At 44.2% G+C, this 25,004-nt stretch carries 18 protein-coding genes; 12 read left to right on the top strand and 6 right to left on the bottom strand.

Translation table 11 applies throughout. The annotated features are described in order from the left end of the window. Nucleotides 1-17 precede the first annotated feature (17 nt). The 3 genes from HNP76_RS12340 to HNP76_RS12330 form a co-directional block, all read right to left on the bottom strand. The gene (locus HNP76_RS12340) at nucleotides 18-1,916 is read right to left on the bottom strand and encodes a S41 family peptidase (RefSeq protein WP_184660987.1); all 1,899 of its coding nucleotides are present in this window, start codon (nucleotides 1,914-1,916) and stop codon (nucleotides 18-20) included. A gap of 154 nt (nucleotides 1,917-2,070) precedes the next feature. After that, a complete protein-coding gene (locus tag HNP76_RS12335) occupies nucleotides 2,071-3,807 on the bottom strand; it encodes a carbon starvation CstA family protein (protein ID WP_184660985.1) in 1,737 nt (578 codons plus the stop codon). A gap of 31 nt (nucleotides 3,808-3,838) precedes the next feature. Continuing rightward, the gene (locus HNP76_RS12330; RefSeq protein ID WP_184660983.1) at nucleotides 3,839-4,348 is read right to left on the bottom strand and encodes a DUF8052 family protein; all 510 of its coding nucleotides are present in this window, start codon (nucleotides 4,346-4,348) and stop codon (nucleotides 3,839-3,841) included. A gap of 181 nt (nucleotides 4,349-4,529) precedes the next feature. Between HNP76_RS12330 and HNP76_RS12325 the strand changes: the two genes are divergently transcribed. The 10 genes from HNP76_RS12325 to HNP76_RS12280 all read left to right on the top strand — a co-directional run bounded on the left by HNP76_RS12325 (nucleotide 4,530) and on the right by HNP76_RS12280 (nucleotide 18,026). Then, the gene (locus tag HNP76_RS12325) at nucleotides 4,530-5,798 is read left to right on the top strand and encodes a hexokinase family protein (RefSeq protein WP_184660981.1); all 1,269 of its coding nucleotides are present in this window, start codon (nucleotides 4,530-4,532) and stop codon (nucleotides 5,796-5,798) included. Nucleotides 5,799-5,847: 49 nt separating this feature from the next. Next, nucleotides 5,848-7,341 (top strand): arabinosylfuranosidase ArfA, encoded by a 1,494-nt coding sequence (arfA, locus tag HNP76_RS12320; protein ID WP_184660979.1) that lies wholly within the window; start codon nucleotides 5,848-5,850, stop codon nucleotides 7,339-7,341. Between the two features lie 19 nt (nucleotides 7,342-7,360). Beyond that, on the top strand, nucleotides 7,361-8,962 hold the full coding sequence (locus tag HNP76_RS12315; RefSeq protein WP_184660977.1) for a xylulokinase: 1,602 nt from the start codon (nucleotides 7,361-7,363) through the stop codon (nucleotides 8,960-8,962). A gap of 41 nt (nucleotides 8,963-9,003) precedes the next feature. Then, the gene (gene araD / locus HNP76_RS12310; RefSeq protein ID WP_184660975.1) at nucleotides 9,004-9,723 is read left to right on the top strand and encodes an L-ribulose-5-phosphate 4-epimerase AraD; all 720 of its coding nucleotides are present in this window, start codon (nucleotides 9,004-9,006) and stop codon (nucleotides 9,721-9,723) included. A gap of 105 nt (nucleotides 9,724-9,828) precedes the next feature. Then, nucleotides 9,829-10,860: a uracil phosphoribosyltransferase gene (locus HNP76_RS12305; RefSeq protein ID WP_184660973.1), complete on the top strand. Its 1,032-nt coding sequence runs from the start codon at nucleotides 9,829-9,831 to the stop codon at nucleotides 10,858-10,860. 85 nt (nucleotides 10,861-10,945) lie between these two features. Next, nucleotides 10,946-12,292 (top strand): uracil-xanthine permease family protein, encoded by a 1,347-nt coding sequence (locus HNP76_RS12300; RefSeq protein WP_184660970.1) that lies wholly within the window; start codon nucleotides 10,946-10,948, stop codon nucleotides 12,290-12,292. Nucleotides 12,293-12,368: 76 nt separating this feature from the next. Continuing rightward, nucleotides 12,369-13,748 (top strand): diguanylate cyclase domain-containing protein, encoded by a 1,380-nt coding sequence (locus HNP76_RS12295; protein WP_184660968.1) that lies wholly within the window; start codon nucleotides 12,369-12,371, stop codon nucleotides 13,746-13,748. Beyond that, nucleotides 13,735-16,776 carry a hybrid sensor histidine kinase/response regulator gene (locus HNP76_RS12290; RefSeq protein ID WP_184660966.1) on the top strand — a complete coding sequence of 1,014 codons (3,042 nt, stop codon included), beginning with the start codon at nucleotides 13,735-13,737 and terminating at the stop codon, nucleotides 16,774-16,776. The genes HNP76_RS12295 and HNP76_RS12290 overlap by 14 nt, the downstream gene beginning before the upstream one ends. A gap of 5 nt (nucleotides 16,777-16,781) precedes the next feature. Next, nucleotides 16,782-17,543 carry a response regulator gene (locus HNP76_RS12285; protein WP_184660964.1) on the top strand — a complete coding sequence of 254 codons (762 nt, stop codon included), beginning with the start codon at nucleotides 16,782-16,784 and terminating at the stop codon, nucleotides 17,541-17,543. A gap of 3 nt (nucleotides 17,544-17,546) precedes the next feature. Further along, nucleotides 17,547-18,026 carry a YkgJ family cysteine cluster protein gene (locus HNP76_RS12280; protein ID WP_184660962.1) on the top strand — a complete coding sequence of 160 codons (480 nt, stop codon included), beginning with the start codon at nucleotides 17,547-17,549 and terminating at the stop codon, nucleotides 18,024-18,026. On the opposite strand, the gene HNP76_RS12275 is transcribed toward HNP76_RS12280, so the two are convergent. Next, nucleotides 18,023-20,407 carry a LuxR C-terminal-related transcriptional regulator gene (locus tag HNP76_RS12275; RefSeq protein WP_184660960.1) on the bottom strand — a complete coding sequence of 795 codons (2,385 nt, stop codon included), beginning with the start codon at nucleotides 20,405-20,407 and terminating at the stop codon, nucleotides 18,023-18,025. The genes HNP76_RS12280 and HNP76_RS12275 overlap by 4 nt on opposite strands. Nucleotides 20,408-20,513: 106 nt before the next feature. On the opposite strand from HNP76_RS12275, the gene HNP76_RS12270 reads away from it, so the two are divergent. Further along, nucleotides 20,514-21,287, top strand: a complete 774-nt coding sequence (locus HNP76_RS12270) for an SDR family oxidoreductase (RefSeq protein ID WP_184660958.1) — start codon at nucleotides 20,514-20,516, stop codon at nucleotides 21,285-21,287. 155 nt (nucleotides 21,288-21,442) lie between these two features. Then, on the top strand, nucleotides 21,443-22,633 hold the full coding sequence (locus HNP76_RS12265; protein WP_184660956.1) for a substrate-binding domain-containing protein: 1,191 nt from the start codon (nucleotides 21,443-21,445) through the stop codon (nucleotides 22,631-22,633). Between the two features lie 70 nt (nucleotides 22,634-22,703). On the opposite strand, the gene HNP76_RS12260 is transcribed toward HNP76_RS12265, so the two are convergent. Then, entirely contained in the window at nucleotides 22,704-24,098 is a 1,395-nt protein-coding gene (locus tag HNP76_RS12260; RefSeq protein ID WP_184660954.1) for a P83/100 family protein, read from the bottom strand. 9 nt (nucleotides 24,099-24,107) lie between these two features. Further along, nucleotides 24,108-24,992: an SPFH domain-containing protein gene (locus HNP76_RS12255; RefSeq protein WP_375781887.1), complete on the bottom strand. Its 885-nt coding sequence runs from the start codon at nucleotides 24,990-24,992 to the stop codon at nucleotides 24,108-24,110. Between the last annotated feature and the right edge of the window lie 12 nt (nucleotides 24,993-25,004).

The following is a 25,004-nucleotide window of genomic DNA, read 5'->3' as shown; positions in this document are numbered from 1 at the left end:
AGTTATCCGCGATTAACTTAGTTTCCATACAATTTATTCATCACCTCATTGAGCTTTGCCTCGTTATAAAAATCTTCGCAGGGCATTTCAATATCTACAGGAGCACCATATTCCGTACTCGTACCGTCTGCAAAAACAGTTCGACTTGCATTTGAGTAACTGCATGGGAAACCGTCCGCAGTTGCTGCCACCCTTACATCACAACTTCCACCACCAGATCTTTCCCCAATAATAGGGATTCCTGCCTCTGCACAAGAACATGGAAAATAATTGGCACAAGAAAATGACTGGAAACTCGTAAGTACGGCAAACTTAAATTTCTCACGAATTTTTTTACCATATTCCAAATCTTTTTCATCCAGTTTACCGTCAAGATTTAAATCAGCATTACTATGATACCTAGTTTCTTTAAGTCCTGTGTTATCCGAGATTGCATATTGGTAATACGGGCCTTGTATAGCCAGGAGAAAATACGACAAAGATGCTGTAAAACCACCTCCATTGCAGCTTATATCTATAATGACATTTTTTACATTTTTATAATTATTATCATTTAAAAGAGCGTAGAAAGATTTGTATACAAGACCACAAGTATCATCAGCAATAACTGCTTCCGCTGGATTTGGTTCAGGCTCAGGTGAAGATGAATAATATTTTTCCCATTCATCAATTGAATAAGTAAAATTGTCAAAGCGAATAACTGCCGTTTTTCCCCCAGTCAAAAGTTCCAGACCTTCTTCTTTACCAGAAACCTTTCGAATGCTCTCTAGAGAAGGAGTTCCATCTAAACCATACATTTTTTTTGCTTTATTACTTGATTTTATCTTCGCTCTGCTTTCTTTCAATACGTCAGAGCTGTCTAATGTAAAGTAGTTTGAAATCATCAGGTTTGAATGAAGATCTCCATATGTATAATAAAAAAGCGAATATAATCCAATTATGTATTCCACATAAGAAGATGAATGAAGCATTTTTTTTACGTCTGGATCATACTTATTTAGAAGCTCGTCAAAACTGAGGGCATCTGCTTCTTTTACAATTTCCGGGTTTGCATATCCATTTCCTTCTGTATCAGCAAAACCATAGTATCCCGAATGGCCATAAAGATAATCGTGAGTAAAACACAACAGATTATAAGAGGCATCTATAAGTTCCTGTGGTCTTTCCTTTATTTTCCCATTTTCGTCTCTATACCAGGAACTAGATTGAAAACTTTTATAATTATAATCACTATTAAAGGCAGCATAATAAACAGCCTCTCCATTGAAAACATAATCAGCATATTCTTTGCAAGAAAAAAGTTGATTCATTATGAACAAGGGAACATAGGCATCATCTGTAGCTTCATAAATCTTAAAACCATATTTTTTTAAATCGAAAGTTATTGATTTCTCGCCCATATAAAAAACACTGCTTGTCTGCATGAGCTCATAAACTTTGCTTACCATACCATCTGAGTTTTGATTTTCTTCAGCTGTCGGAAGTCCAAAACAATACCAGTTAGGGCAGAAAATCGTATCATTTTTCGCATCAACAATAAGATTAAAAAATTTACCTGCAATTTTTGTACTGTAATACTTATATTTATGCTCACTGTATGACTCATTTATTACAACTACATCAGCAAAAGTTTCCAGATAGTACTTAACAGCAACATAAGGAATATATTTGTTTTTGTCAAAAAAACGTACAAACATTGAACCAGAAGGTAAATCTACACTTTTTTTGCCGTTATAAACCGGAATAGCCTCGGAAATAAAGTCATTTGACTCCTCTTCGGCGTCTTTATAGACAGTGTAATAGTTGTTAATAGTATCCGGCTGTTTGCAGGAAGAAAAAAGGATTAAAAAAGCCATGACAGAAATGAATGTAGCAGCAAATAATGAAAAGATTTTTCTCAAAAGTGTTTTTTTCATAATGACTACTCTCCTTAATGATATTTACAAAATTTATTAATATTAAATTAAGTATGAGGCCTTTTTCCGATTTTTGCAAGGCTTAATCTTCTCTGTAAAAAAAACGGAGCCTGCTTATGCGCAGGCCCCGTCCAGCTAGTTTTTAGCTGTTATCTTATTTCTTGCACTGTTTTGAGAATGTCTTAACACCCTCAATAACGAGTACGATTGCAAGAATTGCCATTGCAGCTGCGAACAAGAGCTGGAACCAGTTGCCCCATGCAGGATTTGCAGCTGTGAACTGACCGGCAGCAATGAATTTTACTTTGCCGATTACAGTAAGGATAAGCTGTGTCAAAGTTGCAGCGAGCATGAAAATTGTTGGGATGAAGAACATTTTGTTGTTCTTTCCAACTTCACCGAGCCAAGCGGCAACAGCCATCAAAGCAATACCTGCCAGAAGCTGGTTTGCAGCACCAAAGAGACCCCAAATCTGAGAAAGTGAGAGACCGCCCAAAATACAGCCGACGATTACCATCAATGCTGTACCGAAGAATGGGTTTGCAAGAACTTTTCGAACCGGGCTTTTTGCGTCTTTCCATGTTGGCTCATCATCTTTAAGGAAAAGTTCTGAGAACATGAATCGGCTCAAACGAGTTGCAGAGTCCAGAGATGTGAGTGCGAATACAGAAACTGCGAGAGTCAAAAGTGCAGAAATTGTATTGTAGATTGGAGTGCCTTTTTCACCGAACAAAGTAGCGATACCGGCACCAAATGCAGCAGATGGAGAGCCGAATTCTTTTTTGCCCCAAGCTTCCCAGACAACACCGACAGCAATCAAAGAAATGATGCCGAGTGCTGATTCAATGAGCATTGAACCGTAACCGATAGCCTTTGCGTGTTTTTCGTTATCAAGCTGTTTTGAAGAAGTTCCTGAAGCGATGAGTGAGTGGAATCCAGAGCAGGCACCGCAGGCAACAGTGATGAACAAAGTCGGGAACATATAGTTGCCGTTAACTTTCCAGCCGTTGAATGCAGGAATTGCGAAACTTGCGTTTCCGCGTACAGCAGAAGTAACGATTCCGACAAGAGCAACGAGCATCATTGAATACAAAAGATATGATGAAAGGTAATCGCGAGGCTGGAGCATAATCCATACAGGAATAAGCGAAGCGATTGCGATGTAAAGACCGATGATTACAATCCAAGTGTTTCGGCTGAGGGCAAGACCAACGTTTAAACCGAGAACGATGATTGCTGCGATTGCGATGATTCCGATGATTGTAGCCGGCAAAGTCTTAACGCCGCAGCGGTTTGTAAGAACGCCATAACCGATTGCAAGGAAGATGAAGAGAACAGAAATGATTGCTGTTGTCTGGTTGTTTGTAAGTCCCTGTGCTTTTGTTACGAAGCCAGTTACAAGATTTCCAGCTGCATCCGGTTTTGTGAGGAATGTACCTGCAACAACGTTTACGAATGAAGCGATAACCAAAATCAAAACAAGAAGGGCGAAAATGATAAAGAGCTTTTTAGAAGTCTTACCCATTGAAGCCTTGATGATTTCACCGACTGATTTTCCGTCGTTGCGTGCAGAAGCAAAGAGTGAACCGAAGTCCTGCAAGCCGCCGAAGAAAATACCACCGATTACACACCAAAGGAAAACCGGAACCCATCCGAAAACAGCAGCCAGAATCGGACCGTTAATCGGGCCGGCACCAGCGATTGAAGAAAAGTGATGTCCCATCAAAACAGCTGGTTTTGCGGTAACATAATCAACACCGTCTGCCTTTTCTACAGCAGGCGTTTTTCGTGCAGGGTCGATACCCCACTGTTTTGCCAACCATGAGCCATAGAAAACATAGCCACAGAAAAGCAAGGCGATTGCAGCAAGAATGATTAACAATGCTGTCATTTTTACATTTTCCCCCTTTTGGAAACTTTTTTTATAGCGAAGCCACGAGCTTTTTCAAGTCAGAGCCACGTCGATTTGTTGCGGCACGACCTGTCGAAGTCTCATAAGCTAATGCCCGAAAAGAACTCCAGCCATAAAGGCCGAATTTATATGATTTGTAGAGATTTAATTTTTTGATTTTTTTGAAAGATTCGTCATCGATTTTGTCAGAAAGAATAATCAGTGTGACGTCAGAATTGCGATGACCGTAGTAAGGAGTGACCCGGGAAAGCCCCCTCTCCCAGGCGATATTTGAAAGTTCTTCAATTTTGCCTGCTGTCATTGCCGAGTTTGCCCCTGCAATTTCACCATTATAATAGAAGAAAACGAATTCGTTTGAATCAATATCCGCGGTTTTTGCGGCTTTTACTAAAAAATATTGTTCACTGTGGGAATTAAAAATAGCTTCGGCTGAAAATGGAGCGGCAACGCCTTCTGTCGAGACATTGTAGTAGCGCTCAAATGAATGTAGAATTTTCTCTAAAGCTCCGTTGCTATTCATAGTAACAAAATTGTAAGAGTATTACTAAATTCAGTCAAGACAGTAGGGGAGCCGGAGAAAACAAATTCTTCTATTTATCTCCATAATTTAACAAAAATTTGCTAAAAAAACTTAGAATTTTTTCTTCAACTGGAGTATAATTAATGCCATAAATATAATTTTTCATAAAGTAGGAAACATTATGAACGCAAACGTAAAATCTTTCTTCGAAAAACACGGATTTTATCAGGACTTTGATTTAAACGCACTGGTAAAAAGTTTTATTTCAGACATGCATGAAGGTCTTTTGGGCCACAAAGCTGATCAGGACATGATTCGCACATACATCGACCCTTCAACAATCACCATGCAGGACAAATCTGTCATCGTAATCGATGCCGGCGGCACAAATTTCCGCTCTTCACTCGTAACCTTCTCAAAAACAGCAGCCCCAACTTTCTCAAATTTCGAAAAAACAAAGATGCCGGGCACAGAACGCGAGCTTAGCAAAAAAGAATTCTTCGATCAAATCGCAGGCAACATCGAACGCTTCAAGAACACTTGCCGTGAAATCTGCTTCTGCTTCTCATATGCCATGACAATCACTGAAGAAGCCGACGGAATCCTCAAATCATTCTCAAAAGAAGTAAAAGCTCCAGAGGTTGTAGGATGCCACATCGGTGCAGAGCTCAAAAAAGCCCTTGTCGAGCACGGCTGGACAAACGACCCGAAAATCGTTCTTCTCAACGACACTGCTTCTGCCCTTCTTGCAGGCAGCGGAAGCCCAAAATATTCTTCTTACATCGGATTTATCCTCGGAACAGGCCTCAACGCAGCTTACGTTCAGAGCGAGCGCGCTGATTACCCGGATCTCAAAAAGCAGATTATCGTCTGTGAGAGCGCAAAATTCGGTGGCTACAAAAATTCTGACTTCGACATTCTCGTTGATGAAAAGAGCGTAAAACCAGGCTACGCACCATACGAAAAGCTCTGCTCAGGCGCATATCTCGGTCCTGTAGCACTTGAAGTTCTTCACATTGCGGCAAAAGAAGGCCTCTTCTCTGCACAGTTCGCCGATTCAGTCACTTCAATCAAGGCAATTTCTACTATCGAAGTAAACGAATTCCTCCACAAATACTCAGAAAGCAAAACTGTTGCTCCAGAAACATTCGCAAAGGCAACAGCCGAAGATGCGGCAGTTCTCTTTGAGCTTTTTGATGCACTCGTTGACCGCATGTCAAAACTTGCAGCAATCATCCTCGCTTCTTGTATCATGCAGTGTGGCGAAGGCAAAGATGCGGCAAAACCAATTTGCATCGCCTGCAACGGAACGACATTCTTCAAGACTTACAAGGTTATCGACCGCACAAAAGATTACCTTGCAAAGATTATCGACGGAAAGTTCTTCTACGAGTTCCTTCCAGACGAAGTTGACATCACGACAGGTACTGCAATGGCAGGCTTGAGATAAAAATCACCAATACCAGAGGGGCGGCACTAATCATGCCGCCATTTTTTTTATGGAAACAAAAGTTACAATTGTAAAAGATTTCACAAAGGGCAAAGTTGACGACAAACTTTTCAGTTCATTCATAGAGCAGCTTGGTCGGGCTGTTTATACAGGAATTTATGAGCCGGGTCACCCAAGTGCCGACGAGCAGGGCTTCCGAAAAGACGTAATCGAGCTTGTAAAAGACTTGCGGGTTGGTTTAGTCCGCTATCCGGGCGGCAATTTTCTTTCTGGCTACAACTGGAAGGACGGAATCGGGCCACGTGAAAGCCGTCCAGTCCGCCTGGACCGGGCCTGGCACACAATCGAAACGAACAGCATCGGAATCGATGATTTTGTTGACTGGGCAAAAAAGGCCGGAACGGAAGTCATGGCGGCGGTAAACATGGGAACAGGCACCCCCCAGGATGCAGCCGACCTGGTCGAATACTGCAATTTCCCCGGCGGAACTGCCTGGAGCGACCTTAGAATCAAAAACGGACACAAGGAGCCTCACAACATCAAATACTGGTGCGTCGGCAACGAAATGGACGGTCCCTGGCAGATTTGTCACCTCGACGCCAGCGATTACGGCAAAAAAGCCCGCGAAACAATCAAACTCATGAAATGGACCGACGAAAACATTCAGACTGTAGTATGCGGAAGCGCTTCAAGTGCCCTGCCCACCTACCCGGAATGGGACAGAATCGTTCTCGAGCACACTTACGACGTCGCAGATTTCATTTCAATCCACAGATATTTTGAAAATCAGGGAGATGATGACGACTTCCTTGCATCTTTCTACGACATGGATCAGTTCATCAAGACAAGCTGCGCCACCTGTGACTATGTAAAAGCCCTCACCCGCAGCAAAAAAACGATGATGCTTTCTTTCGATGAATGGAACATCTGGTATCAGAGCCAGCAGGAGCCTCATCCCTGGGTCCAGGCCCCGCGAATCCTCGAAGACCACTATTCCCTTCTGGACGCCCTTGCATTCGGCGGTATGGCAATCACACTTTTGAATCATGCTGACCGCGTAAAGGTGGCCTGCCTTGCCCAGCTGGTCAACGTAATCGCCCCGATTTTCACTGAACCGGGAAAAGGTTCCTACAAGCAGGCAATTTACTTTCCCTTCCGTGACGTTTCCCTTTTTGGCCGGGGAACAGTCCTTGCTCCAATCGTAAAGACAGAAAATAAAGTCACAAAAGCATATGGCGAAGTTCCGGCAGTCATTTTCAGCAGCGTATATATTGAAGAAAAGGACGAAATCACAGTCTTTGCCCTCAACACAAGCAAAAATCAATCATCAGAAACTCAAATCGACCTTTCTTCATTCGGAAAAACTGAGATGATTTACCGGAGCGAGTTGTGCGGAAGCGATTTGAGCGCAAAAAATTCCCTCGAAAATCCTGACGCTGTAAAAACAGTTGAAATTCCGGCAATTCAGAGTGACAATAGTATTTATGCTGCAACTTTAAAAGCCGCATCCTGGAACGTGCTGCGATTTAAAGTTAAAAAATAAAAAAAGGAGAATAAAAAAATTGGCAACGGAAGAAATCAAAAAACTCATCGAATCCGGTAACGCTATTGTCGGCATCGAATTCGGTTCAACCCGAATCAAAGCCGTTCTTATTGATTCAAACAATGCACCGGCCGCTCAGGGAAGCCACACTTGGGAAAACTCCCTCATCGATGGCATCTGGACTTACTCTCAGGAAGAAATCATCACGGGATTGCAGTCGGCTTATGCAGATTTAAAGCGTGACGTAAAGGAAAAATACGGCATTGCCCTCAAAAAGATTCGTGCCCTCGGCTTTTCAGCAATGATGCACGGCTATCTTGCCTTTGACAAAGGCGGAAATCTTTTGGTTCCTTTCCGAACATGGCGAAACACAATCACAGGCGCTGCTTCAGAAAAACTTTCTGCCCTTTTCGGCTACCCTATTCCAGAGCGATGGAGCATTTCCCATCTTTATCAGGCGATTTTGAACAAGGAGCCGCATGTAAAGGACGTCGCATTCTTCACAACACTCGCAGGCTTTATCCACTGGAAGCTTACAGGCCAGAAAGTGCTTGGAATCGGTGATGCCAGCGGAATGTTCCCGATTGACACAGCCACAAAAGACTACAACAAAGATTTCATCGCAAAATTCGACAGCCTCATAGCAGACAAAAAATTCTCTTGGAAGCTCGAAGAAATCTTGCCGAAAGTTCTTCTTGCAGGAGAAGATGCGGGCACTTTGACAGCCGAAGGAGCAAAAATCCTCGATCCGACAGGCGAGCTTGAGGCAGGAACAAGGCTTGCTCCACCAGAAGGCGATGCCGGAACAGGAATGATTGCCACAAATGCAGTCGCAAAACGCACCGGCAATGTCTCGGCTGGAACTTCGGTCTTTGCAATGGTCGTTCTCGAAAAAGACTTGAGCAAGGCTTACAACGGACTCATTGACCTGGTAACGACCCCGGACGGAGCCCTCGTTGCAATGGCTCACGCAAACAACTGCATGGGCGAGTTCGACCACTGGGTAAACCTCTTCGACGAAGTAATCAAGGCAACAGGCTGCAGCGTTGACAAGGGCAAGCTCTACGGAACCCTTCTCAAATCAGCTCTCACAGGCGACAAAGACTGCGGCGGCTTGCTCCCCTTCAACTATCTTTCAGGCGAAAGCATCACAGGCCTCACGGAAGGACGACCTCTTTTCGTCCGCACACAGCACGCCAACTTCACAATGGCAAACTTTATCCGTGCACAACTTTTCACGGCACTCGGCGCGCTCAGGACAGGCATGGACATCCTTTTTGACAAGGAAAACGTCAAAATCGACAGCCTCACAGGTCACGGCGGCTTCTTTAAGACTGCCGAAACAGGCCTCACGATTATGTCAGCAGCACTGCACACACCGGTTTCAGCCCTTGAAACAGCAGGCGAAGGCGGTCCATGGGGAATGGCCGTTCTTGCAAGCTACCTCGTAAATGCAAATGGCAAGCCTCTCGATGTCTGGCTCAATGAAAGCGTATTTGCCACAAGCAAGAAGACAACAGTCGAAGCAAAGAAGGAAGATGTTGACGGATTCAACGAATTCTTCGCTCGCTACACAAAAGGCCTTGCAATCGAAAAAGCCGCAATCGAAAATATTGAGTAAGATTACCGGGACAAGCCCGGTAATGACAAAAGGAGAAAAAAATGAGTATGTTTCAGACAATAAAAGAGCAGGCCTACGAAGCCAACATGCAGATTCCGGCTCAAAAGCTTGCAATTTACACCTGGGGCAATGTCTCGGCATTCGACCCGGATGCAGGAGTTTTTGCAATCAAGCCGTCTGGAGTTGCATACCCGAAACTTACGGTTGACAGCATGGTCGTAGTCGATTTGGACGGAAAAGTCGTTGAGGGAGAATTGAATCCTTCGAGCGACACGAACACCCACCTCGTCCTTTACAAAGAATGGGCTGTAAAAGGCGGGGCAAAAATCGGCGGAATCGTCCACACCCACTCAACTTATGCGGTTGCATGGGCACAGGCTCAGCGTCCTATTCCGCTTTTCGGAACAACCCACGCAGACCACATTCAGTCTCTGGTTCCATGCACGCCTTACATCACAAAAGACGCGCTCACAAGAAACTACGAGCTTGAAACCGGCAACCTGATTGTAAAGCACTTTGCCGACGAAGGCCTTCATCCGGCTGAGACAACAATGGTTTTAGTCGCAGGCCACGGTCCTTTCACCTGGGGAGCAAGCGCCGACAAGGCCGTTTACAATGCCGCAGTCCTTGAAGAAGTTGCAAAAATGGCGACAATCACCCTTCAGGTAAATCCGGCTGCCACCCAGCTTCCGGCCTACATCATCGACAAGCACTACCAGCGAAAGCACGGTCCGAACGCATATTACGGTCAGAAAAAATAACTCCACAGAGAAGTCCAATCGGGCTTCTCTTTTTTTAAATCTTTTTATTATAGAAAAAAATAGAGCGTCATGTTATAATATTCGATTGAAAAAATAGGAGCAGCAATGAGCAACAAAATCATTCTAAAAGCAGAAGATTTAGACGGTTATCTCACAAACGAAGATAACGAGGATCTTGCCCGCCTTGATTCAATGTTTAAGGACACGATGAAATCATTCGATCCTGTCGACAAAGAAAAAATCATCGAGGGCTACGACAAAATGGGTCACGAAATGCACGCAATCTGCAAAAAGCATCCGCAGATTAAAGTGTATTCCTTCGAGACGGAGCAGCAGGCACAGGCCGAAGCAAGCCGTGTTATTTCAAAACTCCGCGACGAAAAGACTGACCATCAGGAATTCATGTATTACAGCCAGCGGGCTTACGAAATGCTTTTCCGCATGGCTTACATCAACCAAAAGACCGACAAAAAAGGTCACATCATTGTAAAAACTCCGGTAACTTACCCGGTTCAGAACTACGCAGTTCACAAAATCCCAGACATCGACCACAAAATCAACAACACAGTAATGTGTGTTATGCTCCGCGGCGCACTTTTGCCAAGCATGATTGTCTCAAAGGAAATCGAAGAATATTCTTCTGATTCATACCTTACACCTTTCGCACTCTTCAAAATCAGCCGAAACGACACCAAAAACGAGAGCAACATGGAATACATCCTCGATTTGGACAAGTCTTTCTTCAACATCGAGCAGCTTAACGGCAAGGATTTGATTTTCGCCGATCCGATGAACGCAACTGGCGGCTCTCTCGTTACTGTCGTAAAATACCTTCAGGAACAGGGAGTTAAGCCAAAGTCAATCGCTTTCTTCAACACAATTTCCACCCTCAAAGGTGCAATCCGCGTAACACGAGCCTTGCCAAACCTTACATGCTACACCCTCTGGATGGATCCTGTAATGAACGAAAAGGCTTACATCATGCCAGGTCTTGGAGATGCAGGCGACCGCTTGAACGGCTGTGACACAAAGGAACATGCCCGCAACATCATTCAGCTGCTCGCAGACTACGGCCACAACATTTCAAGCCTCTACCGCAGCCAGATGTTCGAAATCGAACGAACTGTATTGGGATAAAAGATTATCGGGTCAGCCCGATAATGACAAAACTGTCATTGCCGGGCCAAACCCGGCAATCTAATTTATAAACAGGAGTTAAAAAATGGAATTAGTTTATGGTATCAAAGACCGCCCTTCATTGGGAAAAGTCTTCTTGTTTGCAGTACAGCAGCTTCTTGCAATCATGGCAGCAACAATCGCAGTACCAGCAATCGTCGGTAACGGACTTACAGCATCTGCAGCCCTCTTTGGCGCAGGCGTTGGTACTTTCATCTATTTGATTTTCACAAAAAGCGCAAGCCCGGTCTTCCTCGGAAGCTCTTTCGCTTTTATCGGCTCAATGTTCTCAGCTTTCGGCGGTGCGGCTTCTGTCACAGTCGGCTACTGGGGCTTGATTATCGGCTCAATGATGGCAGGAATCGTCTACATCATCATCGCACTCGCAGTCAAATTCTTCGGCGTAAAATGGATTGACAAGCTCATGCCACCAGTCATCATCGGTCCAACCGTCGCAATCATTGGTCTTTCCCTCTCTGGAAACGCAATCGGCGACCTCATGAAGTCAAATATCGAAGGCGGAAGCACTTATGTTGCCCTCATCTGCGGTCTTTTCACTCTTTTCGTAACAATGATGTGCTCAACTTACGGCTCAAAAATCGGAAAGCTCATTCCTTTCATCCAGGGAATCCTTGCAGGCTACATTCTTGCGTCAATTTTCGCAATTATCGGGCACGTCACAAACAATCCGAGCCTCATCGTAATCAACTACTCTGCCCTCACCTCGCTTGATTTCTCAAAATTCTCAAGCTTCCTTTCACTTCCAAAGTTCACATTCGCTTTGGGCGGTGTCGAAGGGCTCAAAGGCGTTACAGGCACTTACCTTCTCACAATTTTTGCAGCTTACGTTCCTGTAGCATTCGTAGTTTTCGCAGAGCACCTTGCTGACCACAAAAACCTTTCTGCAATCGTTGGTGTCAACCTTCTCGAAAATCCAGGCCTCACACGCACTTTGCTTGGTGACGGCGTTGGCACATTCATCTCAACACTCTTCGGCGGCTGTCCAAACACAACTTACGGCGAGTCAATCGGCTGTGTCGCAATCACCCGCAACGCTTCCACAATCTCAATCTGGGGATGTGCAATTCTTTGTATTATCTTCAGTTTGATTACTCCTCTCGTAGCTTTCCTTGAGACAATTCCAAGCTGCGTAATGGGCGGCGTTTGTGTTGCACTCTACGGCTTCATCGCAGTCTCAGGTCTCAAAATGTTCCAGCAGGTTGATTTGAACAAAAACCGCAACCTCTTCGTAGCCAGCGTAATTCTTATCACAGGTGTCGGCGGCATGGTCGTAAAATTCGGCAAAGTCGAAATCCGAACAGTTGCCTGCGCTTTGATTCTCGGAATCATAACAAATCTTCTTCTTTCTCCAAGCGGTAAAAAAGAAGCATAAATTTAAACTTATTTTCATAAACCCTTGAAAATAAGTTTAAAAGCATTAAAATAAACAGTGGAGGGGAGGAAACCTTATGAAAAAAGTTAAAATCATAGCATCTATCATGATTTTCCTGAGTTTCGTTTTCTCCGGCTCCATTGTCTTTTTTTTGACAATCAAACACATCGAAAGTGATTCAAAAAAGAATTTAGTAATCGCAGAGCACGTCTACGATTCGGTCTACAATCAGTTAATCAAACCAATCATGGTCGCAAAGACCATGGCCTACGACACTTTCCTTCAGGAAAAACTCCATCTTGAGACAAGCCAGAGCGAAAACAAAATGGCGGACATCATGTCTGCTTACCTGAGGGAATTAAAAACCAAGCTCGATTATTCTTCAGCCTTTGTAATTTCCGAGCAGACAAAGAGATATTACACACCAAACGGAATTGCAAAAGTCGTAAATCCTCAAAAAGTTCCCTACGACATCTGGTACCAGATTTTCATCGACACCAAAAAAGAATACGACCTCGATACAGACCGCGACCAGGCCAACGAATACCGCTGGACAGTCTTTGTAAACACTCAGGTCAAGGATGAAAACAAAAAATTGCTGGGAGTCTGTGGTGTCGGCGTCATAATGGACGAAATTCAGGAACTCTTTAAGAATCTTGAGCAGGAATTTGACATTAAAATCAATCTGATTGACACGGAAGGTCTTGTTCAGGTTGATACAAACGCCGCCAATATCGAAAACGCCTACATTTCAGCGGCGATTCAGGACAAGGCCGGCAGCGACACATTCACATACAAGCGCCGGGGCTTCAACGGCGTGCGAATGGTCCGCTTTATGGAAGATTTGGACTGGTATCTGGTAGTTCAGGGCACTCTGGAACACGCAGAATTCGGCCAAAAACTGATTTTGATTCTCATCCCCGTATTTTTACTCACTCTGGCAATTTTCTTCATCAGCTTAAAGATTTGGACAAGAAAAGACTCCATCATTCACAGCGATGACTCACTCGAAGACCCGGTAACAGGCCTTCCAAACCGCAACTACTTCAAGGAAGCCTATGGAGAAATGGGAATTTTCACAACCACCCGCTACAAGACAATGGCTTTCTTTGACATCGATAATTTTGAAAACAGCAAGAGCAGCCAAAACGGCAACGAAATCCTCAAAAACACGACTTTAATCGTAAAAAGGCTAATCCAGGATAAAGGACAGATTCTCCGCTGGGAAAAGGACAGTTTCATGGCTCTGCTTGAAATCAATCCTGATGAAACCCAGCAGTACTTCAATGAAATTTGCGCTGAATTAAAAAGCAAACTCGATATAAAAATCTCAGTTGGTGTTATCGATATCAATCTTTCTGATACCATCAAGGTTAATTATTACCGTGCGGTTCAGGCTTGTTACTCAGCCAAAGAAAGCGGTGGCAACGGAGTAAAGTACAATGAGCCAAAGTAAAAAATTAAACAAATTACTCTCCATCCGCACCAAACTCATTTTCTTCATTTTCAGTCCCACCGTCTTGTCTCTCATTCTTCTTCTGCCCCTGCATTCTCATTTTCAGAACAAACATTACACGGAAGAAATAAACAAAAACCTCAATATTGTCGCTGAGCAAAAAAAAGAAGAATTCAACAACTGTTTTTCTTCCGTCGAAAGGGCCGTCCACAGCATCAGTGATTATGTAATTGATACAATCGATCAGGATAAGCTTCTAAAAAATCCGGCTTCCCTACAAAAATACTGCCAGCAGCTTGAATCAGTCCTGCCAAACATAGCGGCCGTCGCAAAAGATTCAGTCGCCCTTTATTTCCGATTTGATCCCAATGCATATGGAGAAAAAGCCGGCGTCTTCCTTACCGGAACCACGAAAACGGGCTTCATAAGCATCAGCCCCACAGATTTAAGCCTTTACTCGCCCACTGACATTGAACACGTCTGCTGGTATTACACTCCAGTCTGGGCCGGTCACCCAACATGGATTGAGCCTTACGTCAACAAAAACATCAACATGCACATTCTGACCTATGCCATGCCGGTTTACAAAAACGGAATCTTTCTCGGTGTAGCCGGAATCGACATAAACCTGGCCACAGTCAAAAATATCTCAGATACCCTTCCCTACGAGGAATACAGTGCAATTCTCCTTACATCGACCAACACGATGGTTTACAACACCAGCTCAAAGAATTCATCTTTTTCCCCGCACTCAAGAGAAGAAAACAACGAGCAGAGGAATTTAAAGCCCCTTCTCAACAACCGGAAGACTTCGTCTGCCCTCGAATTCATACACAAGAACTCGCCCCACCTAGGCATCAAGAAAATCCTCAAAAACGGCATGATTCTGATTATCGCCACTGACATTTCAACAATAACCAGGCGGAACATCAGTCAGAATATCTGCCTCATCCTTGTTTTGATTGTCATTTTCCTCATTGCCCTCCTAAACACATACCTGAGCCACACCCAGATTATCAATCCGATTGCCGATTTGACAAAATCTTCTTACAGACTGTCCCGCGGTGAGCTCGGAATCCAGATTCTCTACAAATCAAACAATGAAATCGGCTCCCTCGCTGACTCCCTGCGCAAAATGGAAGTTCAGCTCAAGGAATACATCGAATTCATCCGCGAGCAGACAAAAAACGAGCGCGCCGCAAAGGAAATCGCAATCAACGCTTCAAAAGCAAAAAGCGACTTCCTTGCCAACATGAGTCACGAAATTCGAACTCCTATCAACGCGGTTCTGGGCATGGACGAAATGATTCTGCGCGAAAGCAGGGACGAAAATATCCGCCAGTACGCCGCCAACATCAAACAGGCGGGAAATTCTCTTCTCGCGATTATCAACGACGTACTCGACTTCTCAAAAATCGAATCGGGCAAGATGGAGCTCATTCCAGAGACTTACGACATCTCTTCTATTCTTATCGACCTGATTATTATGAGTTCCGAGCGGGCAAAAAACAAAAATCTGGACATCGTCCTCAAAATCAACCCGGAAATTCCAAAGCTTCTGGTTGGTGACAGCATCCGAATCAAACAGTGTATCCTCAACCTGCTCACAAATGCCGTAAAATACACCCCGGAAGGCAAAATTACCTTTACCGTTGATTTTGTTCCGGTCGAAACAAACAAAATCCGCCTGTCAGTCAGCGTTGAAGACACCGGAATCGGCATCAAAAAGGAAGATTTGCCCAAACTTTTCTCGCCTTTCGAGCGAATCGAAGAAAACCGCAACAAAACCATCGAGGGTTCTGGCCTTGGCCTTAACATCGTCCAGCAGATTCTCGCCCTCATGGACAGCCAGCTCGTAGTTGAAAGCGAATACGGCAAGGGCTCAAAATTCTCATTCGAAATAGAACAGACCGTTTCACATGATGAAAAAATCGGCGACATAATGGAAAATTACAAAAAAGCCGTCTCATTCATGGAAAAATACACGGAGACTTTGATTGCGCCAGCAGCTCACCTGCTCTTTGTCGATGACACGGAAATCAACCTCGAAGTTATAAAAGGTCTCCTCAAAAATACAAAAATTCAGATCGACACGGTAATGAGTGGAGAAGCAGCCCTCGAAAAAGTCTGCGGAAATGTTTACGACATTCTTTTCATCGACCACAGAATGCCGAAAATGGACGGAATTGAAACCCTCGCCGCCATGAAAAAGCTCCCGGGCAACCGCTGCAAGGATAAGCCATGCATCGCACTCACCGCAAACGCAATTTCAGGCGCAAGGGAAATGTACATCAATGCAGGCTTCACGGATTACATAACCAAGCCAATCAGTCCGCGCTCACTTGAAGACATAATCCGAAAATACCTTCCAAAATCAATGATTGAAAATGTGGAAGCCCCACAGGAAGCCTCTGAAAGCAAGAACGAGCCAGAGCCTCAGACTTCTCAGGAAGAACTGCCTCAAATCGAGGGAATAGATATTGCAACCTGCATGGAATACTGCGGCACACCTGCAATCATGACTGACATGCTCCTTCGTTTTTACAAGGCAATCCAGCCCGCATCCGACGAACTGGAATCCATGCTTGCCAATGGTGATTTGGAAAATTTCCGCATAAAGGTTCACGCCCTCAAAAGCTCGGCAAAACTTGTCGGAGCCCTGGAACTTTCTGCACTGGCAGCTGAACTTGAGCATGAAAGCGAGGCAAACAATCTCGAAGTCGTAAACGAAAAGACCCCTGCCCTGCTGGATTTATACCGAAGCTATCTAGAAAAATTATCGAATTTTGTAAATAATATTAAAATTACTGATTCTGAAAAGACACCAATCTCCCCAGAAGAATTTTCTGAAAAACTTAAGTCACTGGAGAAGGTTGTTGATGATTTTGACAGCATCCAAATGGATGAGTGGCTAAAAGAAATGTCAAAATTTGCAATACCGGAAGAAAGTTCTGATTTGTTTGAAAAAATCAAGACCAGTATTGAAAACATTGATTTTGACGCCCTTAAAAAATTGTTAATGGAGTAAAGAGAGTGAATACAAAAAAAGAAGTCTACTTGATTGGCGACATCAAACGTCTCGTTGTACAAACTTTGGTAAGAAATCTCGAAGATAACGGAATCGAAGTTTTGCCAGTTGATCCAAATCCAAATTACATTGCCTCAATTCCAAATCTTCCTGTCCATGTAATGCTGAGCTTGTCCGAGGACGTTACCCCGGAACTTCTTCAAGCTTTAAAAAGCAAGCAGCAAAAATGCGGTCTCCATATCTACATGGCGGGAACCCTCAAGGCACTGTCTTTGGTTCAGGAAGAATACGTCAAACAGGTTCCGGCCTTTAGATTTACCACCTGGCCGATTGACGTTTCCCTGCTTTTAAAGGCAATTGAATGGCACGACCGCAGCCGCAAGCGCATTCTCGTCGTAGATGACGATCCAAACATCCTCAGAACAATAAAAACCTGGCTCGAAAACGAATATGACGTTTACCTCGTAAATTCCGGTTTCAACGCCATTGATTTTATTGCAAAGCACAAGGTTGATTTGGTTCTTCTTGATTACGAAATGCCAAACCTCAACGGCCCGGAAGTCCTCAAAAAACTCCGCCTGCACAAGAATTCTTCAAAACTGCCGGTTATTTTCCTTACGGCTAAGGGTGACAGGGATTCTGTAATGACGGCAATCGAGCAAAAAGCTGACGGTTATATTTTAAAAACCCGAAAACCTGCCGAAATAATAAATACCATCAGAGAGTTTTTCAAAAAATACATTGTCAGCGCAGAGGTTTTAGCTTAAATCATGGGAGAACCATTCTATAAAAACGGACTTTATTTCGGATGCCAGCGGTGTTCATTTTGCTGCGGGCATTCTCCTGGTTTTGTCTACCTTTCTTTACGCGATTTAACACAATTGAGAACTCACCTCAAAATGAGCGTAACCCAGTTCGTGCAGAAATATTGCCGCTGGGCAGATTACTACGAGGGCGAACAGGTTCTTGCCCTTCTCGAAAAAAAGAATTATGACTGCATTCTCTGGGAAAGCGGCTGCTCCTGCTATGAGGCCCGCCCCGTTCAGTGCTCAACCTACCCTTTCTGGTCATGGATGGTCAAAGACAAGGCCATGTGGGAAGAATGTGCGCAAGACTGCCCGGGAATGAACAACAAAAATGGCCGTCTCTGGACTTTTGAGGAAATTGAAGCAAACAAAAATGCCTACGATGCCAACAAACCCCTAACCAGGGCACAGGTCGAAAAAATGATGGCCGAAGAGGCAATTTAAAGCAAATAAAGCTCTTTTGCCACGATGATGGCACGGCTTTTTGAATTAACTCCAAGTTTTTTATAATTCTGCTTGATGTGATAGCGGACGGTCTCAAGCTTGATGTCGAGATTTTTAGAAATTTCGTCGGCTGAAAGACCTTCGCTTTGCAGCCGCAGGATTTGCCTTGCCGTCTCAGAAAAATTGCTCGGAGCCATAACCGGCGGGGCACAATACTTTGGATACATTCGGCTTAGTTTCTGGCATTCGCGAATAACTTTTGAAAACCAGTTCCTGTTGAATTCTGGTATATTTTCAAGCTCATCCTTGATTTTAAAAAGAAGAGGCTGGATTGCGGCTCCTTCGTCACTGATAATCCGCACGAACTGGTATTTTTCGGCAGCAAAAATGGCATTTTTAAGCGTTTCCTTCCAGTCAGAATCCATACGATAATTGATGATTGCGCCAAGCACGTCACACTCAATCGAAATATAAGTGCGGTGATAGTTTTCGGCGTACCATTTCATCTTTTCTTTTAAAGAAAAAGCTTCGTTCAGCCTGCCTTTTGCAATGTAGCAGCGGATTTTGGTCATGTACTGAAAGCGCAGAAGGGCAAAAATTTCTTTATTTTCGTCTGGAGCAGAATTTTTGAGCCAGATGTCAACCGCAATCGAATCATCACGGTACAAATCAATCCGGCACTGAAGGGCAAGGAGATTGGGGAAGAATTTCGTCGATTTAAAATCCCGGCATTTTCGCTCAAAGGCATTGTATTGAAGCAAAGCCGTATCAAGCTGGCCCGTCATCAGGTAGAACCTTATAAAAAGACCGGCCGCAACAAATCCCATCTCCAGATTGTCATTCAGTTCGGCTTCAAGCTGGCCCCGGCTCAAAAGAGCAAGAACTTCCGCATTGTCTCCGGCCTTTTCCCAGAAACTTTCTGCAAGGGCAAGATTTACAATCGGCTTTCCGTTTTTGCCCAAAGCAAGTGCAATCAGGCTTCCGTATTTTTTGGCGATTGCCCTGTCCTTTAAAGTCCAGTCACAAAAGTCCTTTCCGCCGTTCATGGCAGAGGGAAGATTTGAAGTAACGGAAAATTCGGGCAGTTTAAGGCCTTTTGTAGTCAAAAGAAGACCAAAACTCTTAATTGACTCAAGAACCGTCGTGCTGCCCCTGTGCGGAAGGGCTATATCCAGATATGCGACCCGGCGTTTTGCCTCGGTTTTCTCTTCACCGCTAAGCTGACTGACTTTTTCCTTTAATTTGTCGTACCAGTATTCACTGAGAGTGGTTTTAAAAAGCATGGAACAAATCATGCTCATTCCGCTCATGAGGACAACATTTTCTTCGATTTCGGCCGTGCTCAATTCAAAATAATAACGGCTTAAACCAAGATACTGACCGTTGCTTGGGTTTTGCGAGGAATTCTTTATCAGGATTTCCTTAATTTTTGAATAACAGTGATTTTTTGAGTACAAAAGCATTGCTTTTTCAAATTCTTCGTGCTTTTCATACCATTCAGCGGCTTTTTGTGATGCTTCCCGGATTTTTTCCGGCTCCAGCTGAATTCTGGCCTGATAGCGGAAACCTTCAAGCGGAATCGGGCGAATCAAATATTCATCATTTTTTTTATAAATGAAATTTGCAATGCTTCTTGCTTTTTCGATGTAAGCCGATGCATAGGCATTTTCTGTAATATACTCGGCCAGCTCAACCGTAAAGGAATCAACAACCGACAGGTGAACGAAAAAATCTAAAAAATCGGCCGGCCATACCTTTGTGACGGAAGTCATCATGTATTTTGCAAAAACTTCCCTCAGATGAGGAATCAAAGTCTTTGCATCAGGATTATTTTGAAGCCTTGTCGCCGCAACTTTTAGCGCGTAAGGATTTCCGACTATAAATTCCTGAAGTTTTTCGACATTTTCATTTGAAATCAGGATATTTTTGCTGAAAAAGAACTCACGGATTTGGTCAATTGTTAGGGCCAGATCATTTTCATCGATTACAACGAAATTATTCTGGGTGTAGTAAGGAACAAGCCAGCCGAGCAAGGGCGGCCGGGCAATAAAAATCGGCCAGACATCAGCACGCTCTGCAATCTCAAGAACCCGATTGCGGCATTCCTCATCATTTACAAACTGCAGGTCGTCAAAAACAACAGGCAGGGGCATCTTCCGGTGGGGATTAATGTGAGACTCGAAATCAGAAAGATGCTCGGAATCATTGGAAATCGGGGAATAATAACAGTAAGTTTTGCCTGAAAAGAACTGGCGGACACATTCGGTTTTGCCGTAGGAGGCCATACCGTAAATGTAGACAGGCTGAAGGGAGCGTCTTGCATTAAAAAGACGGTTCAGAGCTGCTTGCGGAACAATATAATCTGATTTCTCCCTCTTCATGAAAATATTATAGCAAATTTTTGCAAAAATTTCAAAGCGGGTTTATAATAATCGTGGCAAGTGTTAATCGACACTCACCTAATTTTGTTCATTAAAAGGAGTTAGCATGAAGAATTATTTCGATTTAAAAAATCAGGTCGCTATTGTAACTGGATGCTCAACAGGTCTTGGAGTACAGATGGCAAAAGCCCTTGCAAATCAAGGTGCAAAAATCGTGGCCGTTGCCCGCCGAAAAGAATTGATTGACAGTGTTGCCAAAGAAATCGCAGACACATACAAGGTTGAAACACTCGCCGTTCAGTGTGACATCACAGATACAGAAAAAGTAAACGCCGCAGTCGACGAGGTTCTCGCAAAATTCGGCAGAATTGACATCCTCATCAACAATGCAGGAACAGGAGCCGTAGCACCAGCCGAAGACATCACAGACGATCAGTTCAACGGCGAAATGAACGTAGACCTTGCAGGCACTTTCAAATTTGCCCGGGCAGTCGCCAAAAAAGCAATGATTCCGGCAAAATACGGAAGAATCATCAACATCGCTTCAATGTACGGCCTTGTCGGCAACAAAATCGCAGGTTCCGCTCCATATCATGCGGCAAAAGGCGGCGTAGTCAATCTCACACGCGCACTGGCAGCCGAATGGGGCAAATACAAAATCACAGTCAACTCAATCTGTCCGGGATATTTCTATACCCCGCTCACCAAAGAAACCCTGGACTCAGATTTCTTCCAGCAGAACGCCCGCACAATGATTCCGCTGGAGCGTTACGGAAACGAAGGAGAGCTTGATTCAACAGCAATCTTCCTTGCAAGTCAGGCTTCAAGCTATGTCACAGGAGTCAACCTGCCTGTAGACGGCGGTTACACCTGCATGTAGCAAATTAAATTTTCCCAAAATTCAAGCCCGATAGTTCAAAATGAATTATCGGGCTTTTTCATTATATTTTAAAAGTATTTGACTTAAACTTAAAAAAAATTAAAATAAAATTAGTTAAAAATTTTTTTCCATAAAAAAAGGAGGAATTTTTCTTTATGAAAAAATTCATCAGTTCCCTTGTTGCTATCACACTTACTGCAGGAGTTTTTACAGCTTGTAATGACAAAAAAGTTGTCCCAAACAAAGACAAGCCAGTAATTTTTTTCAACCGTCAGCCATCAGATCCCAAAACAGGAGAAATTGACATGTCTTCCATGAACTGGAATGACCAGACTTTCTACGTTGGCTTTGATGCCGCCAGTGGAGGAATTGTTCAGGGCAAATTGATCACAACTTTCCTTGCTTCAGCAGATCCATCTATTGACCGCAACGGCGACGGAATCATCGGCTATGTTCTTTGCATCGGTGATGTCGGCCACAACGACTCAAAGGCCCGCACAGAAGGTATCCGCAAAGCCTTGGGCACATGGAAGGGCACAACAGACCCGCAGACAGTTAAAGAAGGAAGCGTAAAAGTCAGCGGCAAAGAATATAAAGTCCGTGAGCTTGAAGGCAAGCCAATGACAGGTGCAGACGGCTCAACATGGAATTCTACTGCCGCAACTGAATCAATGAACAAGTGGGTCGAACAGTTTGGAAATGAAATCGACATAGTTATTTCAAATAACGACGGCATGGCTATCGGCTGCTTGCAGGCAGAAAAATTCCCTCAGGGGCTTCCAATCTTCGGCTACGATGCAAATTCAGACGCAATCGAAGCTATCGGCGCAGGTAAACTCACAGGCACAGTTTCACAGAACGTTGATGCCCAGGCAACTGCTACCCTTCAGCTTATTCGCAATGCTCTGGACGGTGTCGCTGCTGACGAAATCGTTAAAAACGGAATCCAAAAAACAGACAAATATGGAAACAAAATCACTGCCCCAATCGATTATATTCCGGCAATGAAAGCCCTGCTCGCTCAGAACACAGGCGTAAACAAAGACAACTGGATTTACTACACGGCAGGAACAAGGGATGTCGCAATCAAGCACACAAATGCTCCAGAAAAGAAGGTTCTTCTCACCCTCTACAATGGCGCAGACGACTTCCTGGCTTCTTCATATCTTCCAGCCCTCAACTACTACGCTCCCCTTCTGGGGCTCAATCTCACAATCGTTCTGGGCGACGGTCAGAATGAATCAAGCTGTCTCAACGACTTTACAAACGTCGATGACTACGATGCATATGCCATCAACATGATTAAAACTAATTCCGGCCGGGATTATCTCCAGAAATTAAACTAAAGCATAAAAAAAGGCTGTCCGTTAATGAAGTACACTTCACAAAGGGCAGCCTTTTTTCGTCTCAAATCAATTATTGCCAGACTGAATTTAAATTCGGAAGGGCCAGAAGCACCGGCTTTCCCTTTTCATCGGTAACAAGAATTCCCTCGCTGTAAAAATTGAGTGGGCTTGCACCGTTAATCGCAACGTCACTCTTCTTTTTGAGGGTCAGATTCTTGTCAAAGGCGGCAAGATAATTCTTTCCGTTTTCGACGATAATTACATAATAAGCATCCCCGGCCTGCAAAAGCGAAGAATCATCTGATAAAGTTTCATCACTCTGCTTTTTGATTTCAAGTGTTTCTGAATCAACCAGACAAAGCTTTACCGCAGAATGACCGTCATCAACTCCGCACACAGCCACAAATCCTTCGGCAACAGGGTAAATTGTCTTTTCACGGATCTGCTTGATTGAAGATTTTTTGACAATCTCGCCGGTCTGAGGATTTACGGTCATCAAAGAATAAAGCTTGTGCTTTTCATCTACAATAAAGAGGCTTGTGAGGTATTTCTGACTTTCACCAGCCTTTTCCTTTTTGACTTCGGCCTTGTCCTTTTCAATCTGCTCCCGCTCGCTCTTTACCTCGTCGTTCTTTCTGTCAGCAATTTTCTGCTGCTTTTCTGACTCTTTTGCAGACTCAGCCGCCTCGGCCTTTTTGCCCTCTTTCTTTTCCTGGGCAGCTTCTTTTTGAGCCGTCTTTGCCTTTTCGCTGGCATCACCGGCTTCCTTTTCTTTTATGTCAGCCATTTTCTCGCGGACTTCGACATTTTTATCTTCTTCAGAACGCAAAGCCTCGATTACCTTGTCGTCACTGATTTCAGAAGTCTCGACAGAAGCAGTTCCCTCAGCCAGAGCACCAAGAGGAATTACAATCTGAGTCTTTCCAGCCCACTCTTCCCAGTTCGTGCTCAAACCGACAGAATCTTCCGTAAGGTAAGTGAGGACAGCAGCCTTGTATTTTGAAGAGAAGGCTGAAAGCTGACCCCGGTAAACTGCATTATAAACCGTGATGAAAACAGCAAGAGTCTCTGAGTCCTCGCGCGAATAGCCGTAAGCCGCCATGAGGAAGCCTGTTACAATTCGGCGCAGGTTGTTGATGTGGTCAACGCCGGCAGTCTGATTCAAAAAGAGGATGTCAGCATCAAGGCCCTTCTCCCCTTCCCCACCGACAACATGATATAAAGAATATTTTGAATACGGTTCGACAGAAAGAGGATTTTCCACGTCTGCGGCAACCTGACGGCCAAGATTACTTCCGATTCCCATGATTGCGTCAGCAGTCTCAATCACGGCATGAGGACCGCCGTAATTTTCGAACATAATGGAGTCAGTCTGGGCAGATTCCAGTTCACCTTTATTGACGTCGACAGCGAAAAGAGAAAAAGAAAGTAACAAAAATCCAACACTTGCCAATAATTTTTTCATATAAACTTCCTATTTGAGCAATTCCTTTGCGCTAGACAAGAATCCCGCCATATTCTGAATGTCTGACGGAATGATGATTTTTGTAGATTCGCCCTTTGAAACTTCCGCAAAAGTCTCCAGGCTCTTCAATTTGATTACGGCGTCATCTGCACCGGCTTCACGAATCATCTGGATTCCCTGAGCCGTAGCCTTCTGAACTTCAAGAATGGCCTCTGCCTCACCTTTTGCCTTCTGAACGGCTGCTTCCTTCTGGGCTTCGGCTTCAAGAATCAAGGCCTGCTTTTTGCCTTCTGCCTCAAGGATTGCACTCTGCTTGTGGCCTTCCGCAATAAGAATCTGCTCGCGGCGTTCCCGTTCGGCCCGCATCTGCTTTTCCATCGCTTCCTGAATTGCCTTTGGCGGATCGATGTTCTTTACTTCAACTCGGGTAACTTTGATTCCCCATGGGTCAGTCGCCTCATCAAGAATGCTGCGCATCTTTGTGTTGATTACGTCCCGGCTGGTCAAAGTTTCGTCAAGCTCCAGCTCACCGATGATGTTTCGCAAAGTTGTTGAGGTGAGGTTCTCCAGGGCGAAATTCGGGCTTTCAACGCCGTAAGTGTATAATTTTGGATCCGTGACCTGACAGTAAACCACAGTATCAATCTGCATGGTAACATTGTCCTTTGTAATCACAGGCTGCGGAGGAAAGTCCATAACCTTTTCCTTGAGGGACATGGTGTTCGCAATGCGGTCGACAAAAGGCAGCTTAACATGAAAACCGACCTGCCACGTTGTACAATAAGCGCCAAGCCTTTCAATAACGCAGGCCCTGGACTGAGGCACAATCCTGACGTTAGCAACAATCATCACAAGGACGACAAACAAAATCACAGCTAAAATTGGAATCATCATTTTTTTTTACTC

This window comes from Treponema ruminis (assembly GCF_014201975.1).
Classification (GTDB): domain Bacteria; phylum Spirochaetota; class Spirochaetia; order Treponematales; family Treponemataceae; genus Treponema_D; species Treponema_D ruminis.
This window is presented reverse-complemented; position numbering and strand designations above follow the sequence as displayed.

What these genes read in the sequence shown, in the direction of transcription:
- HNP76_RS12305 (WP_184660973.1), top strand. Translation starts at nt 9,829, where the DNA reads ATGAGCAACAAAATCATTCTAAAAGCAGAAGATTTAGACGGTTATCTC.
- HNP76_RS12275 (WP_184660960.1), bottom strand. Translation starts at nt 20,407, where the DNA reads ATGAAGAGGGAGAAATCAGATTATATTGTTCCGCAAGCAGCTCTGAAC.
- HNP76_RS12300 (WP_184660970.1), top strand. Translation starts at nt 10,946, where the DNA reads ATGGAATTAGTTTATGGTATCAAAGACCGCCCTTCATTGGGAAAAGTC.
- araD (WP_184660975.1), top strand. Translation starts at nt 9,004, where the DNA reads ATGAGTATGTTTCAGACAATAAAAGAGCAGGCCTACGAAGCCAACATG.
- HNP76_RS12280 (WP_184660962.1), top strand. Translation starts at nt 17,547, where the DNA reads ATGGGAGAACCATTCTATAAAAACGGACTTTATTTCGGATGCCAGCGG.
- arfA (WP_184660979.1), top strand. Translation starts at nt 5,848, where the DNA reads ATGGAAACAAAAGTTACAATTGTAAAAGATTTCACAAAGGGCAAAGTT.
- HNP76_RS12290 (WP_184660966.1), top strand. Translation starts at nt 13,735, where the DNA reads ATGAGCCAAAGTAAAAAATTAAACAAATTACTCTCCATCCGCACCAAA.
- HNP76_RS12335 (WP_184660985.1), bottom strand. Translation starts at nt 3,807, where the DNA reads ATGACAGCATTGTTAATCATTCTTGCTGCAATCGCCTTGCTTTTCTGT.
- HNP76_RS12260 (WP_184660954.1), bottom strand. Translation starts at nt 24,098, where the DNA reads ATGAAAAAATTATTGGCAAGTGTTGGATTTTTGTTACTTTCTTTTTCT.
- HNP76_RS12295 (WP_184660968.1), top strand. Translation starts at nt 12,369, where the DNA reads ATGAAAAAAGTTAAAATCATAGCATCTATCATGATTTTCCTGAGTTTC.
- HNP76_RS12325 (WP_184660981.1), top strand. Translation starts at nt 4,530, where the DNA reads ATGAACGCAAACGTAAAATCTTTCTTCGAAAAACACGGATTTTATCAG.
- HNP76_RS12270 (WP_184660958.1), top strand. Translation starts at nt 20,514, where the DNA reads ATGAAGAATTATTTCGATTTAAAAAATCAGGTCGCTATTGTAACTGGA.
- HNP76_RS12330 (WP_184660983.1), bottom strand. Translation starts at nt 4,348, where the DNA reads ATGAATAGCAACGGAGCTTTAGAGAAAATTCTACATTCATTTGAGCGC.
- HNP76_RS12340 (WP_184660987.1), bottom strand. Translation starts at nt 1,916, where the DNA reads ATGAAAAAAACACTTTTGAGAAAAATCTTTTCATTATTTGCTGCTACA.
- HNP76_RS12255 (WP_375781887.1), bottom strand. Translation starts at nt 24,992, where the DNA reads ATGATGATTCCAATTTTAGCTGTGATTTTGTTTGTCGTCCTTGTGATG.
- HNP76_RS12265 (WP_184660956.1), top strand. Translation starts at nt 21,443, where the DNA reads ATGAAAAAATTCATCAGTTCCCTTGTTGCTATCACACTTACTGCAGGA.